Raw genomic sequence first — 13,623 nt, forward strand, 5'->3', positions numbered from 1 at the left:
CCGCCGACGCGCCCACCGCGTCGGCGGCCCGCCCAGCCGGGCGGTCGGTCCCCGAGACCGCCCCGCACGTACGTACCCCTCCGCACCGGTCCTTGCACACCGGTGCCCCTGTGCGTCACTCCCCGCGCGTCGGCCGCGTACCGGCGCCCCTGTCCTGATCCCCGTGCTGCCGTGCCCGAGTGAGGTGGTGTCCGATGGCAGCAGATCCCTCCTCCCCGACCCCCGCGGAATCGCCGGGGGGCGGACGGAGTTCCGGCCGTGGGCGGATGACGCTGTGGGGCGCGGCGATCGTCCTCCTCGTCGTCAGCGTGTTCGGCGGCCACCATGACTCGGACGACACGCCACGGACCTCCCGGGCCGTCGCGCCGAAGAGTCACCATCGTGCGGGCGTGAGCGCCCCGTCCAAAGCCGAGACGCCCCCGGTGGCAAACGACCTGCCCAGATCCGAACCGACCCGTCTGCTCATTCCCAAGATCTCCGTGGACGCCCCCTTCACCACCCTGGAGATGGACGACTCGCGTACGCTCCAGCCGCCACCGGCCGGTGACACCAACCTCGTCGGCTGGTACGCCAAGGGTGTCTCGCCGGGGGAGACCGGCACCGCGATCATCGCCGGGCACCTCGACACGACGACCTCCGCGGCCGTCTTCGCCAACCTCGACGCTCTGGCGCCCGGCGACGAGTTCACGGTGCAGCGCGCCGACGGACGCGATGCCGACTTCGTCGTGGACGACGCCGAGACCTTCGCCAAGGACGGCTTCCCCAGCGAGCGCGTCTTCGCCGACGCCCAGCGGCCCGAGGTCCGGCTGATCACCTGTGCGGGGCCGTACGACAAGGCGGCGAAGGACTACACCAACAACCTCGTGGTCTTCGCCCACCTGGAGTGAGCCGGTCCGTACGGGCCGGGTGAACCAGGCCCGTACGGCTCAGGCGGCGCCGTCCGCGAAGGGCCCGCCCGGAGTGAAGGCCAGCGCCGCGAACCGTTCGCCCATGCGACGGTGCGCGGCGGCGTCCGGGTGGAGGCCGTCCGGCAGCGGCAGCTCGCCGAAGTCGGCCGGACCGTACAGTTCACGGCCGTCGAGGTAGTGCAGGTGCGGGTCCTCGGCCGCCCGCTCGCGCACGATCCGGGTCAGCTCCTCCCGGATGACACCCAGGGTGAGTTTCCCGCTCGCCTTCTCCGCCGGGTCCCCGCTCGCCCGGAACAGCAGCCGGCCCTCCTGCAGGGCGGACACGTCCATGAGGGTGGGGCCCGGTGTGTCCTCGTGCATCGGGCACAGGATCGGCGAGACGACCAGCAACGGGACGTCGGGGTGCCCGTCGCGGATGGTGTCGAGGAAGCCGTGTACCGCGGGACCGAACGCGCGCAGCCGCATCAGATCGGCGTTGACCACGTTGATGCCGAGCTTGACGCTGATCAGGTCGGCGGGGGTGTCGCGCAGTGCACGCGCGATGAACGGGTCGAGCAGCGCGCTGCCGCCCAGCCCCACATTGATCAGCTCCGCCCCGCCGAGGGAGGCGGCCAGCGCCGGCCAGGTGGTGGTCGGGCTCGCGGCGACCGATCCGTGACTGATGGAACTGCCGTGGTGCAGCCACACCTTGCCGGGCCGGTCCGGTACGGGCTCGACGGGCGCGTCGGTGCGCAGGGCGACGAGTTCGGTCGTCTCGTCGTACGGCAGCCAGATCTCCACGACCTTGACGGTGTCGGGCAGCCCGGTGAAGCGCAGGGTGCCGACGGGGCCCGGCCGGTGCTCGGCGGAGCCGGTGGTCAGGTCGATCGTCAGCGTGTTGCCGCCGGCGACGTGGCCGCTGCCGGCCGGACGGCCGTCGACGACCAGGTCGTAACCGCCTTCCGGGCGGTGCGGCGCACCGACGTAGACCCGCTTGGTCGGCAAGGTGTCCAACTCGACGGCGGTCGCGCGGGTGCGGAAGACCAGCCGTACGCCGGAGGTCTGGGACTCCACCATGGCCAGCTGCGGATCGGCGCACTGCGCGCGGGCGCGGGCCGGCAGCCGGTGCGGCAGCAGCCCAAGGGCGGTGCGTTCCAGTTCTAGGGCGCCGCGCAGGAGTTCGGGCGTGAGCGGGGTGGTGTGCATGGTGTGGGCCTGCGTTTCGAAGAGGTTGTGAGAAGGCGAGGAGCCGTACGGACAGGTCGTACGGAGACTTCGTACGAGGTCAGGCGGTGGGCCACTCGCGCAGCAGGGAGTCGAGGGCGTCCAGGATCCGCGTCCAGGACTCCTGCGAGTCGGGGGCGCTGTGGCTGAACCCGCCGGCCAGCTCCAGGCTGACGTAGCCGTGGAAGACGCTGCCGAGGAGCCGGACCGCATGGGTCTGGTCGGGCTCGGCCAGGTCGTAGCCGCGCAGGATCGCCCGGGTCATCTGCGCGTGCCGGCCGCCCGCGCTCGCGGCCGCCGCCTCGGGGTCGAGGGGGTGGCGGGTCGCCGCGTAGCGGCCCGGGTGGGCACGGGCGTAGTCGCGGTACACGTCGGCGAACGCGGTGAGGGCGTCCTTGCCGGCCCGGCCGGCGAGCGCGTCGGCGGCACGGTCGGCCAGCTCCTCCAGCGCGAGCAACGCGATCCGGGTCCTGAGGTCCTGGGAGTTCTTCAGGTGCGAGTACAGGCTCGCGACCTTGACGTCGAACCGCCGGGCCAGCGCGGACACGGTCACCTGCTCGAAGCCGACCTCGTCGGCCAGCTCGGCACCGGCCCGCACGAGACGGTCGGTGGTCAGACCTGCGCGTACCATGCTCATCTCCCATCTGCCATAATCGATTATGAGGCTTCCTAAAGCTTTTAGGCAAATAGTGGAGTGGTGCAGGACGTGATGCAGGGCCGCACGGGCGGTCGTCGAGGTCAGCCGGTCGTGGACTCGCGGATCACCAGGGAAAAGGGGCCGACGAACTCCTCCCGGTCCGCCGGAGGGCCCGCGCTGCCCAGGCGGGCGGCGAGCAGGGCGACGGCCCGCTCGGCCATCAGGTCGTGATCCGGATCCACGGTGGACAGTGACGGGACGAGGAACGCGCTCTCGTCGACATTGTCGAAACCGATCACCTTGACCCGCTCCGGCACCCGGACTCCCGCATCCGCCAGAGCGCGCAGCACCCCCATCGCCACGGTGTCCGTCACACAGAACACACCGTCGACGTCCAGCCCGCCCGCCACCATCGCCCGCGCCTGCCGGGCCCCCTCCGCCATGGTGAGCGCGGGCACGCACCGCACCAGCTGCGGGTCCTCGGGCAGACCGGCGGCGACGAGCGCCTGCCGGTAGCCGGCGTGCCGCAGGCTCGACACGTCGGCCTCGTCGCGCAGTTCCCCGCACACGACGGCCACCCGCCGGCAGCCCCGCTCGATCAGATGCCGGGTGGCGGCCGCCGACGCCTCGACGTTGGGCATGGCCACGTGGTCCACGGGTCCGCCGAAGATCCGCTCGCCGAGGATCACCACCGGGTGCTCCACTTTCAACGCCTCGACATCGGCCGGACCCATGCCGACGGTGCTGAGGATCAGCCCGTCGTAGAGCCGGTTGCGGGACTGGGCCAGTGCCGCCAGCTCGTCCTCCCGGCGTGCCCCGGTCTGCTCGATGCTCACCCGCAGCCCGTGCCGGCCCGCCGCCGCGATGATCGCCGCCGCCAGCCGGCCGTAGTACGGGCGGTTCACCTCCGGTACCGCGAGGCCGATGGTGCCGGTGCGGCCCTTGCGAAGGTTGCGGGCCGCCACGTTGACCCGGTAGCCGAGCCGGGTCATCGCGGTCAGGACGCGTTCACGGGTGGCGGGGCGGACGTTGGGGTGGTCGTTGATGACGTTGGAGACCGTCATCGCCGACACACCGGCCGCCTTCGCCACGTCCTGGATGGTCGCCACGTCCACTCCCGCCTGATGCCCGCCGCAGGACGCCGTCGTCCGCCGTCCGTCAGCCGCCTTGCGCAAGACGATAGAGCGCGGCGCCGTGGGCGGGCAGGTCGACGGCCAGGTGTCGGCCGTCGTGCACGCCATCGGTACGGGTCCACAGCTCCCGGACGTGGTCGGCGGCGCGGGCGCCGATCGAGCCGAGCGGCACCGCGTACCGGCGCGGCCCGTCGGCCAGCGAGAACACGGCGGCGTAACGGGTACGACCGTCGGTGTCGCGGGCGGTCCAGAGCACCAGGTCGCCCTCGCGCAGCACCTCACGGTTGCCGGTGCTGTGCATGAGGACGGCCAACGCCTCGTCGTTGGTGAGGAGTTCAAGGGTCTCCGGCGGGCTGCTGGGCAGGTCGCCGCCCATCATCAGCGGGGAGCGGGCGATCAGCCACAGCGTGAGCAGGCTGATCTGCTCGGGCCGGGTGAGCCGGGACAGCCGGTCCTCGCCGCGTTCGGCGCGGATGCCGACGCGGCCGAGCGGCAGCATGTCGGCGTCCGCCCAGCCGCCCTCGCCCTGCCAGGGAGCCCACCGGGCCATCCGGGCGAACTGCGCCTCGACGTCCTCCCACCGGTCCCACAGGTCGTCGCAGACCCGCCACATCGTGGCGTGCTCGCGCAGATGGTCCAGCCGGGCGAGGGAGACGTCGGTGCCGGGGGAGAGGCTCAGCTCGATCGGCCGGCCGCCGCGCTCGATCGCCCGCGCATAGGCGGCGATCTCCCGCTCGTGGTACGGGAAGAGCATGTCGTCGGCCTTGACGAAGTCCACGCCCCAGTCGGCGAATTGGGCGACCTGAGAGTCGTAGTAGGCCTGGGCGCCCGGATGGTCGTGGTTCAGGCCGTAGTTGTCGGAGTTCCAGGGGCATGCCGAGCCGGTGTCGGCGATCTCGTCCGCAGTGAAGTCCGTTCCAAGAACAGGCAGTTGAGCGGTGACGGCACGGCGCGGGATGCCGCGCATGATGTGCAGCCCGAAGCGCAGCCCGAGCGAGTGGATCCGCCGGGCCAGCGGAGCGAAGCCCGCCCCGCCTGCCGCGGAGGGGAACCGGCTCGGGGCCGGGAGCTGACGGCCGTACGCGTCCAGGACCAGCGGCGCGTCCGGGTTGTAGCCATGCGCACGGGCTGTCGGCTCATACCACTGGATGTCCACCACCACCGTGTCCCAGCCGTGCGGGAGCAGACGGTCCCGCAGGAACACCGCGTTGGCGAGTACCTCGTCCTCGGTGACGGTCGTGCCGTAGCAGTCCCAGCTGTTCCAGCCCATCGGGGGCCGCAGCCGCCGGTCGGGAAGGGGCCGTTGCTCGGTCGCCATCTCTCAGCCCGCCACGGTCAGGGGTGCCTGGACAGTCACGAAGGAGTGCGGCGGCACGGTCAGCCCCAGCCCCCGGTCCGTCACCCGGACGGCGTCGAAGAGGCGCGGCGCCACCGCCTCAGGCGTCTGCGGGGTGTTGTGCGTCTGGAGCCGGTCCGCCGTGAGGATACGGGCCCGTGCCTCACCGGCCCGGCCGCCGCGCAGGTCCAGGGTCACCTCGGCGGGCTCCTCGGCGTCCAGGTTGCTCAGCGACACGAGGACCGACCCGTCCTTGACGCTCGCGGACACGGACACCGTCTCCAGTTCGGCGTCCCCGGCCCGGCGTCGTGCGTCGTCCGCGCGCAGATGGACGGGAAGCGAAGCGGCGTCCTGGTGGCCCTTGTTCATCTCGAAGACGTGATACGTCGGGGTCAGCACCAGCGCGTCCTCGTCGGTGAGCACCATGGCCTGCAGCACGTTGACGGTCTGCGCGATGTTGGCCATGACCAGACGGGCGGCGTGCCGGTGGAAGATGTCGAAGTGGACGCTCGCCACGAGTGCGTCCCGCAGCGTGTTGTGCTGGAACAGGAAACCCGGGTCGGTGCCCGGCTCCACGTCCCACCAGGTGCCCCACTCGTCCAGCACGAGACCGACGGTGCGCCGGGGGTCGTAGCAGTCCATGACGGCGGAGTGACCGGTGAGGACGCGGTCGACCCGCTGGGCCGAGACGAGTGTGCGGTAGTAGTCGTCGGTGCCGAAGTCCGTGGCGCTGCCCTTGGCCTCCCAGGGGCCGGCCAGCGTGTAGTAGTGGACGGACAGGGCCTGGTAATAGGTGCGTGGAGTGGCCTCGCAGCCGAAGCAGTTGATCTGCCGCATCAGCGTCTCGGTCCACCGGTAGTCGTCGTCGGAGGCGCCCGAGGCGATCCGGTACAGCTTGTTGTGGCCGTGGTCGCGGCAGTACGTCGCGTACTGGCGGGCGAGGTCCGCGAAGTACTCGGCGCGCATGTTGCCGCCACAGCCCCAGGTCTCGTTGCCGATGCCCCAGAACCGCACCCGCCACGGCTCCGCGCGTCCGTTCTCCCGGCGCAGCCGCGCCATCGGGCTGTCACCGTCCCGGGTGAGGTACTCGACCCACTCGCTCATCTCCCGGACGGTGCCGCTGCCCACGTTGCCGCTGATGTACGGCTCCGCGCCTAGCAGTTCGCACAGCGCCATGAACTCATGGGTGCCGAAGTGGTTGTTCTCCTCCACGTCGCCCCAGTGGGTGTTGACCATCCGGGGGCGCCGTTCGCGCGGGCCGATGCCGTCCTGCCAGTGGTACTCGTCGGCGAAACAGCCGCCCGGCCAGCGGAGGTTGGGGATGTCCAGGGCCCGCAGGGCCGCGACGACGTCCAGACGGATGCCGCCCTCGTTCGGGACGGGGGAGTCCCCGCCGACCCAGAACCCACCGTAGACACAGCGGCCCAGATGCTCGGCGAAGTGCCCGTACAGGTGACGGCTGATGCGCGGTCCCTCGATGTCGAGGTTGATGATCGCGGTGGCGCGGGGCACGGATGTCCTCCGATCCGAGAGGAACCGAGATCGTTCTGACGACAGGACGAGATCGTTTGTAACGATAAAAAGGTGGCAGCGCTCCACGGGTGGGTCAAGGGGGCCGGAATTGGTTCGCGCACCGGCGACCGGTCGCCCTAGCCTGCCCGCCATGGCAAAGGCACCCGTGCTCACCCCCCGGGCGGACGACTTCCCGCGCTGGTACCAGGATCTGATCGCCAAGGCGGAGCTGGCCGACAACGGCCCGGTGCGCGGCACCATGGTCATCCGACCGTACGGGTACGGCCTGTGGGAGCGGATGCAGCAGGAAATGGATGCCCGGATCAAGGACGCGGGCGCGCAGAACGCCTACTTCCCGCTCTTCATCCCGCAGTCGTATCTGACGAAGGAGGCCGAACACGTCGAGGGCTTCGCTCCCGAACTGGCCGTCGTCACCCACGGCGGCGGCAAGGAGCTGGAGGAGCCCGTCGTGGTCCGCCCCACCTCCGAGACGATCGTCAACGCATACTTCTCGAAGTGGGTGCAGAGCCACCGCGACCTGCCGCTGCTGATCAACCAGTGGGCGAACGTGGTGCGCTGGGAGCTGCGCCCGCGGGTGTTCCTCCGTACGACGGAATTCCTCTGGCAGGAGGGTCACACGGCCCACGCCACGTGCGAGGAGGCTCGCGACTACGCCGCGCGCATCCACCGCGACGTGTACGCCGACTTCATGGAGAACGTCCTCGCCATGGACGTCGTACCGGGACGCAAGACGGCCAGGGAGCGGTTCGCCGGTGCGATCAACACGCTCACCCTGGAGGGCATGATGGGCGACGGCAAGGCCCTCCAGCTGGGCACCAGCCATGAACTGGGCCAGAACTTCGCCAAGGCCTTCCACACGCGGTACCTGTCGCAGGACGGCCGGCAGGAGTACGTCTGGCAGACCTCCTGGGGTTCCACCACCCGTTTGGTCGGCGCGCTGGTGATGATGCACGGGGACGACGCCGGGCTGCGCGTACCGCCCCGGCTGGCCCCGGTGCAGGCGGTGGTCATCGCCGTCAAGGGCGACCCGGAGGTGCTGGCCGAGGTCCGCGCGATCGGCGAGCGGCTCACGGCGGCGGGAGTACGCGTCGAGGTCGACGACCGCACGGACGTGCCGTTCGGCCGGCGCGCGGTCGACTGGGAGCTGAAGGGCGTACCCGTACGGATCGAGGTGGGACCGCGCGACCTGGAGAACGGCACCGCCGTACTGGTCCGCCGGATCCCGGGCACGAAGGAGCCGGTCGCGGCGCAGGCGCTGGCCGCGCTGCTGCCCGGGGTGCTGGCGGACGACCAGGCCCTGCTGCTGGCCCAGTCCCGCCGGCGTCGCGAGGACCGCACGGCGGAGGCGACCACGGTCGAGGAGGCCACGGAGGCCGCGACCACCGGCTGGGCCCGCATCCCCTGGGCGAAGCTCGGCCCCGAGGGCGAGACCGGACTCGCCGAACAGGGCATGTCGGTACGGTGCCTGGTCGCGGCGGATGGCACGGTCCCGGAACGCGACGACCAGATGGGGAATGTGGCGATCGTGGCGCGGGCGTACTGACGGGCACGCCTGCGGCCGGCGCGACTTTCACGACCGTGCACCCGCATACCCACTTTTTTGTGCGTACTTGGCAGCCGTGGCCGGGCGGGAGAGGCTTCTTGCGAGGCCAGGGACTCGGTGGCTCGGCGGCTCGGTGGCTCGGCGGGAGGAGGTGGCAGGAGAGCCGGGTCAGGATGTCTCGCTGTGTTGGCGGAGTTGGTTGAGGCGGCGGTGGCCCCAGTCGGATACCGGGCCCAGGGCCTCGGACAGATCGAGGCCGAAGTCGGTCAGTGTGTATACCGTCTTGGGCGGCAGCACGTCGTACACCTCCCGGTGCACCAGGCCGTCCTCCTCCATCTCGCGCAGCGCCTGAGTCAGCACCTTCTCGGTCAACCCCGGCAGTCGGCGCCGTAGTTCGGCAGGCCGGTGCGGGCCGGACTCCAGCAGCCACAGCAGGGACGTCTTCCACTTGCCGTCGATCACGGCGATCGCGGCGGTCACTCCACAGACGTTCGGATCCTGGGCGCGGCTGCGTGTCATCGGTGTCCTCTTCCGTTCCCCGTCAGGCCGTACGGCCACGTTTCCTTATGTATATGGGAGTTGAAACATGTCCACGTCCACGCACCTTCCCGCCGTCACCGTGCTCGGTCTCGGCCCGATGGGCCGCTCCCTCGCCGGTGCGTTCCTCCGGGCTGGGCTGCGGACCACGGTCTGGAACCGCACCCCGGGCAAGGACCGGGAGCTGATCGGGCAGGGGGCGGCCGGCTCCGGATCGGCCGAGGAGGCCGTCGCGGCCGGTGACCTGGTCGTGGTCTGTGTGGTCAACTATGACGCGGTCGACGCCCTCCTGCGCCCCGAGCCGGTCACCCGCGCCCTCAAGGGCCGTACCGTCGTGAACCTGACCGCCGACACCCCGCACCGGGCCCGGAACACGGCGGACTGGGCGGCCGGCCACGGCATCGGCTACCTGGACGGCGCGATCATGACCCCGGCCCCCAGCATCGGTACACCGGAGGCCGTGTTCCTGCACAGCGGACCGCGCGGCCTGTACGAGGAGTACCGGCCCGTGCTGGACGCACTGGGCGGCACGCACACCCACCTCGGCGAGGAGATCGGACGCGCCGCCACCTTCGACATCGCGCTGCTGGACCTCTTCTGGACGGCGATGGCGGGTTATGCGCACGCCGTCGCGATCGCCCGGGCCGAGGGAGTCACCGCCGGGGAACTCGCACCGTTCGCGCAGGGCATCGGCGCGATCCTGCCCCCGCTCTTCGCGGAGTTCGCGCGGGACGCCGACGACGGCACCTACTCCGGGGCCATCAACCCCCTCACCTCGGCCGCCTCGACCATGGCCCATGTCATCGACGTCTCCGAGGCCCACGGCATCGACGCGGGTGTGATGCGCGCGGTGGAAGGCATGGCCCGGCGCACCATCGGCCTCGGCCACGGCACGGAGGGCTTCATCCGGGTCGCGGAGGTACTGGGCAGGCGGTGAGACGACGGCTCTTCGGGCCTGGTCGGGGCACCTGGACGCGGGGCACCTGGACGTGGGGCACGGCACCGGAGCGGTCCCACCCTGTCCTGCGTCCTGCCCGTCCTGGGCGGACTAGGCGCGAAGGTGCTGCTCAGGGCACCACCGTGGCGGACAGAACGCGCTGGATGTGCCGTTGCCGGTCCCGGAAGCCGGTCCCGGTCCTGGTCCCGGGCGCGGAGGCCGGTGCCTGGCTCTGCGGGCTTGAGTGGGCCAGCGTGGCGTGTGCCGTTGCTGGGCACGGAGGTCGATACCCGGATACGGAGGCTGGTCCCGGGCGCGGAGGCCGGTGCCTGGTCCTGCGGGCTTGAGTGGGCCAGCGTGGCGTGTGCCGTTGCTGGGCACGGAGGTCGATACCCGGATACGGAGGCTGGTCCCGGGCGCGGAGGCCGGTGCCTGGCCCTGCGAGTCCTAGTGGGCTCTGAAGGCGAGGCGGGTGCGGAGCCGTTGGGGGTGCGGAGTCGGTGCGGTGTACGGACATGCCAGGCGCCGCGCCACGAAAGGGACCGGCCCGCACGGCGACAGGCCACCCCGAGGTCGGCGGACCTGCGACTTGTGCGGGACGCGGCGCAGTGCGACGCTTCGGTCCGCCGGCCGCGACCACGGTCGGCGGTGCCTTTGAGTACCGGTTTTCCCGGCGAGGCGAATGGATCTCCCGGGCCCGGCCGTGGACCGAAACGGGGAGTGGCGCGATGGAGCTGGAGCTGCGGCACCTGCGGGTGCTCTGCGCGATCGCCGACGCCGGCAGCGTGGGTCGCGCCGCGGCACAGCTCGGCTACTCGCAGCCCGCCGTGAGCACCCAACTACGGCGCATCGAGCGCCACTTGGGCGAGCCGCTCTTCGAACGCGGTACAAGCGGAGTGCGGCCGACCCGCTACGGCGCCGAGGTCGTCGCCCAGGCTCGAGACGTGCTGACCCGCGCCGACGCCATAGGGCATCGCCCGGCCGCCGCGCGAGCCCGCCGCACCCTGCGCGTGGCGGCGACGAACTCACCCATGCTGTCCGGCACGGTCTCCCGGATCCGCACCCGGCTGCCGGACATGTCCGTCGCGGTCACCAGCGTCTACGCCTCCTCGCGGATCGTGGAGCTGCTGGAGGAGGGCACGGTGGACGCGGCCATCGCGGCCGACTATCCGGGCATGGAGCTGCGCCACTCGGACGCGGTGAAGCACCGCGGAATCGTGACGGAGCCGACATTCGTCGCCCTGCCCTCCCGGCACCGGCTGCGGCAGTGCGCCCAGGTCCAGCTCGCCGACCTGGCCGAGGACGCCTGGTTCGTGACCCCGGACGACGGGGCCGGCTGGCCCGGCGTGTTCTACGACGCCTGTGCGGCGGCCGGGTTCACCCCGGTCACCGTCCATGAGTTCCTCGGCGACCAGACCCAGCTGCAGAGCATGATCGCCGACGGCCTCGGTGTGTCCCTCGTCCAGCCGACGCTGCGGCCGATCCCACATGTCGTGGTCAAGCCGCTGGTCGGCTCCCCACTGTGGTGCCGTTATGTGCTGGCCTGGCGGCCCGACACCGTCACCGAGGAGGTCGAGGAGGCCCTGTCCCAGTCCGCCATGGCCGCCTACCGCGACCTCGTCGCCCAGGCCCCCCACCTGCGGGCCTGGGCCTCACGCACCTGGAGCGTCACCGGGGCGTAGTGGCATCGCCCTGCCCGCGACGGTGGCACCACGACCGTGACGGCGCGTCAAAGACCCGCCGTGATGTTATGAGCGGTCAATGGCATGTGCTATGTCACACGGCATTGTTGGGGTGGGTGACCCGCTGAGACAGTGCCTCACACGCCTCAACACCCCACCGAGGCGCATCCCTTCGTGGAGGAATCCCGATGCGCTATCGTTTCGCGCCGCCCAGACGCATACCCGGCCGCACGCATCCCCGTACGGTCGGACGCGTGGCCGGGGCCGCGGCCGTCTGCGTCACCCTGGCCGGGCTGCTGTCCACGCCTGCGCTGGCGGCACCGCAGCCGCACACCCGCGCCGCCCCTTCGCCTCACCAGCACGTGTCGGTGCCGTCGCCGACCGGTGCGACCACCGCCGTCACCGAGCGCCCCGCCAGTCAGGCCCGGCGGCTCGATCCGGCCCAACTCCCGCCCCGGCAGCCGCTGTCGACCCACCCGGCCCGCCGGGCCGCCAAGGCGGCATCCTGCACCCCGGCCGACTTCGGCAGCCGCAGCGGCGCCGCCCTCGTGGCCTTCGTGAAGGCGTCGACCACGGACTGCGTCAACACCCTCTTCTCGGTGACCGGCAAGGACGCGCACGACGTCTTCCAGCAGTCCCAGATGCTCACCGTGGCGGCCGCGTTCACGCGCACGGCCGGGCAGTACCGCGGTGACAACAGCGGCGGTCTGGAGCAGCTGGTCCTCTTCCTGCGGGCCGGCTACTACGTGCAGTTCAACCACCCCGGCGACGTGGGCACCTACTCCACCAGCCTCACCAAGGCCGTCACGGCCGGCCTGGACGCCTTCTTCGCCCGGTCCCACTCGCACGATGTGACGGCGGTGAACGGCGACATCCTCGGCGAGACCGTCATCCTCACCGACAGCGCGGACGCGCAGGGCCGCTACCTCCCCGTCTACGAGCGGTTGTTGAGCGACTACGACAGCTCGTACGACACCGTGCCCAGCATGGTCAGGGCGGTCAACGACGCCTACACCCCGCTGTGGCGCGGCAACTGGAACCCCGACTACGTCCGGGCGGTCGTCGCGGACCCGGCGATCACCGACACCCTGCACGAGTTCGCCCTGGACCACTCGGACCTGCTCGGCACCGACAATGCCTTCCTGGACTCCAACGCCGGAATGAACCTGGCCCGTTACGTCGAGCACCCGGAACTCCAGGGGACCGTGAAGCCCCTTGCCAAGGACCTGCTGGACAAGTCCGCGATCACCGGCCCGACGGCCGCGCTGTGGGTCGCCGTCGCCACGCAGGCCAACGCCTACGACGGCGCCGACTGCGCGTACTACGACGTTTGCGACCTGCCCGCCAAGCTGACCGCGGCCGCCCTGCCGATCACCCACTCCTGCGACGCGGACCACACCATCCTCGCCCAGGACCTCACGGACGCCGACCTCGACGCGGTCTGCGCCAGCGTGCTCAATCAGGACGCCTACTTCCGCGGGTTCGTGAAGGCCGGCGGCGCGATACCCGGACAGTACGCGTCCGTCATCCAGCTCGCGGTCTTCGCCAGCCGCGCCGACTACCAGACCTACGCCGGCGCGATCTGGGACGTCAGCACCGACAACGGCGGTATCACGCTCGACGGCAACCCGTCCGACCCGAACAACCGGACCACGTCGATCATGTACCAGAAGGACTCCGACGACGGATTCACGGCCCGGATCTGGAACCTGAACCACGAGTACACGCACTTCCTCGACGGCCGTGACGACATGAAGGGCGACTTCGCCACGCAGACCTCCGTGCCGGACGTGTGGTGGATCGAGGGCCTCGCCGAGTACGTGTCGTACAGCTACCGGAACATCGCCGACGACCAGGCGATCCAGGAGGCGGCCAAGCACACGTACAAGCTGAGCAGCCTCTTCGAGAACACCTACGCCAACAGCGACACGATCCGCACCTACCCGTGGGGCTACCTCGCCGTGCGCTACATGGCCGAGAACCACCCCGACGACATCCAGAACATGCTCGCCCGTTTCCGCGCCGGTGACTACGCCGGCGGATACGCCGTCTACCACGACGGCATCGGCACCAGCTACGACGCCGGCTTCGACCAGTGGCTCACGGCGTGCGCCGCGGGCGCCTGCGCCAAGCCCGCCAGGGCCTGAGCACACGCGCCACAGCACGACGGCCGC

General features: G+C 71.1%; 11 protein-coding genes. 5 read left to right on the forward strand and 6 right to left on the reverse strand.

The window, feature by feature from the left end; translation table 11 throughout:
* The first annotated feature begins 194 nt into the window (after nucleotides 1-194).
* Nucleotides 195-887: a class F sortase gene (locus AV521_RS43200; protein ID WP_076097204.1), complete on the forward strand. Its 693-nt coding sequence runs from the start codon at nucleotides 195-197 to the stop codon at nucleotides 885-887.
* A gap of 39 nt (nucleotides 888-926) precedes the next feature.
* Here AV521_RS43200 and AV521_RS43205 read toward each other — a convergent pair whose 3' ends face one another.
* The 5 genes from AV521_RS43205 to AV521_RS43225 all read right to left on the reverse strand — a co-directional run bounded on the left by AV521_RS43205 (nucleotide 927) and on the right by AV521_RS43225 (nucleotide 6,729).
* Entirely contained in the window at nucleotides 927-2,093 is a 1,167-nt protein-coding gene (locus AV521_RS43205) for a GDSL-type esterase/lipase family protein (protein WP_076097206.1), read from the reverse strand.
* A 79-nt stretch (nucleotides 2,094-2,172) separates the two neighbouring features.
* Nucleotides 2,173-2,742, reverse strand: a complete 570-nt coding sequence (locus tag AV521_RS43210; protein ID WP_076097208.1) for a TetR/AcrR family transcriptional regulator — start codon at nucleotides 2,740-2,742, stop codon at nucleotides 2,173-2,175.
* Between the two features lie 107 nt (nucleotides 2,743-2,849).
* Complete coding sequence (locus tag AV521_RS43215) at nucleotides 2,850-3,857, reverse strand: LacI family DNA-binding transcriptional regulator (protein WP_076097210.1); 1,008 nt, start codon at nucleotides 3,855-3,857, stop codon at nucleotides 2,850-2,852.
* A gap of 49 nt (nucleotides 3,858-3,906) precedes the next feature.
* Complete coding sequence (locus tag AV521_RS43220; RefSeq protein WP_256725951.1) at nucleotides 3,907-5,199, reverse strand: glycoside hydrolase family 27 protein; 1,293 nt, start codon at nucleotides 5,197-5,199, stop codon at nucleotides 3,907-3,909.
* A 3-nt stretch (nucleotides 5,200-5,202) separates the two neighbouring features.
* Complete coding sequence (locus tag AV521_RS43225) at nucleotides 5,203-6,729, reverse strand: alpha-N-arabinofuranosidase (RefSeq protein ID WP_076097212.1); 1,527 nt, start codon at nucleotides 6,727-6,729, stop codon at nucleotides 5,203-5,205.
* A gap of 151 nt (nucleotides 6,730-6,880) precedes the next feature.
* Here AV521_RS43225 and proS point away from each other — a divergent pair, with 151 nt between their 5' ends.
* Nucleotides 6,881-8,293 carry a proline--tRNA ligase gene (gene proS / locus AV521_RS43230; RefSeq protein ID WP_076097214.1) on the forward strand — a complete coding sequence of 471 codons (1,413 nt, stop codon included), beginning with the start codon at nucleotides 6,881-6,883 and terminating at the stop codon, nucleotides 8,291-8,293.
* Between the two features lie 168 nt (nucleotides 8,294-8,461).
* Here the strand turns inward: proS and AV521_RS43235 are convergent, their stop codons facing one another.
* A complete protein-coding gene (locus AV521_RS43235) occupies nucleotides 8,462-8,812 on the reverse strand; it encodes a helix-turn-helix domain-containing protein (protein ID WP_076097216.1) in 351 nt (116 codons plus the stop codon).
* Between the two features lie 67 nt (nucleotides 8,813-8,879).
* On the opposite strand from AV521_RS43235, the gene AV521_RS43240 reads away from it, so the two are divergent.
* From AV521_RS43240 to AV521_RS43250, 3 genes are all read left to right on the forward strand, one after another.
* Nucleotides 8,880-9,767 (forward strand): NAD(P)-dependent oxidoreductase, encoded by an 888-nt coding sequence (locus AV521_RS43240; protein ID WP_076097218.1) that lies wholly within the window; start codon nucleotides 8,880-8,882, stop codon nucleotides 9,765-9,767.
* 728 nt (nucleotides 9,768-10,495) lie between these two features.
* Nucleotides 10,496-11,449 (forward strand): LysR family transcriptional regulator, encoded by a 954-nt coding sequence (locus tag AV521_RS43245; protein ID WP_076097220.1) that lies wholly within the window; start codon nucleotides 10,496-10,498, stop codon nucleotides 11,447-11,449.
* A 254-nt stretch (nucleotides 11,450-11,703) separates the two neighbouring features.
* Entirely contained in the window at nucleotides 11,704-13,596 is a 1,893-nt protein-coding gene (locus AV521_RS43250) for a collagenase (RefSeq protein ID WP_076097279.1), read from the forward strand.
* The last annotated feature ends 27 nt before the right edge of the window (nucleotides 13,597-13,623 follow it).

The sequence above is a fragment of the Streptomyces sp. IMTB 2501 genome (genome assembly GCF_001953885.1).
Classification (GTDB): domain Bacteria; phylum Actinomycetota; class Actinomycetes; order Streptomycetales; family Streptomycetaceae; genus Streptomyces.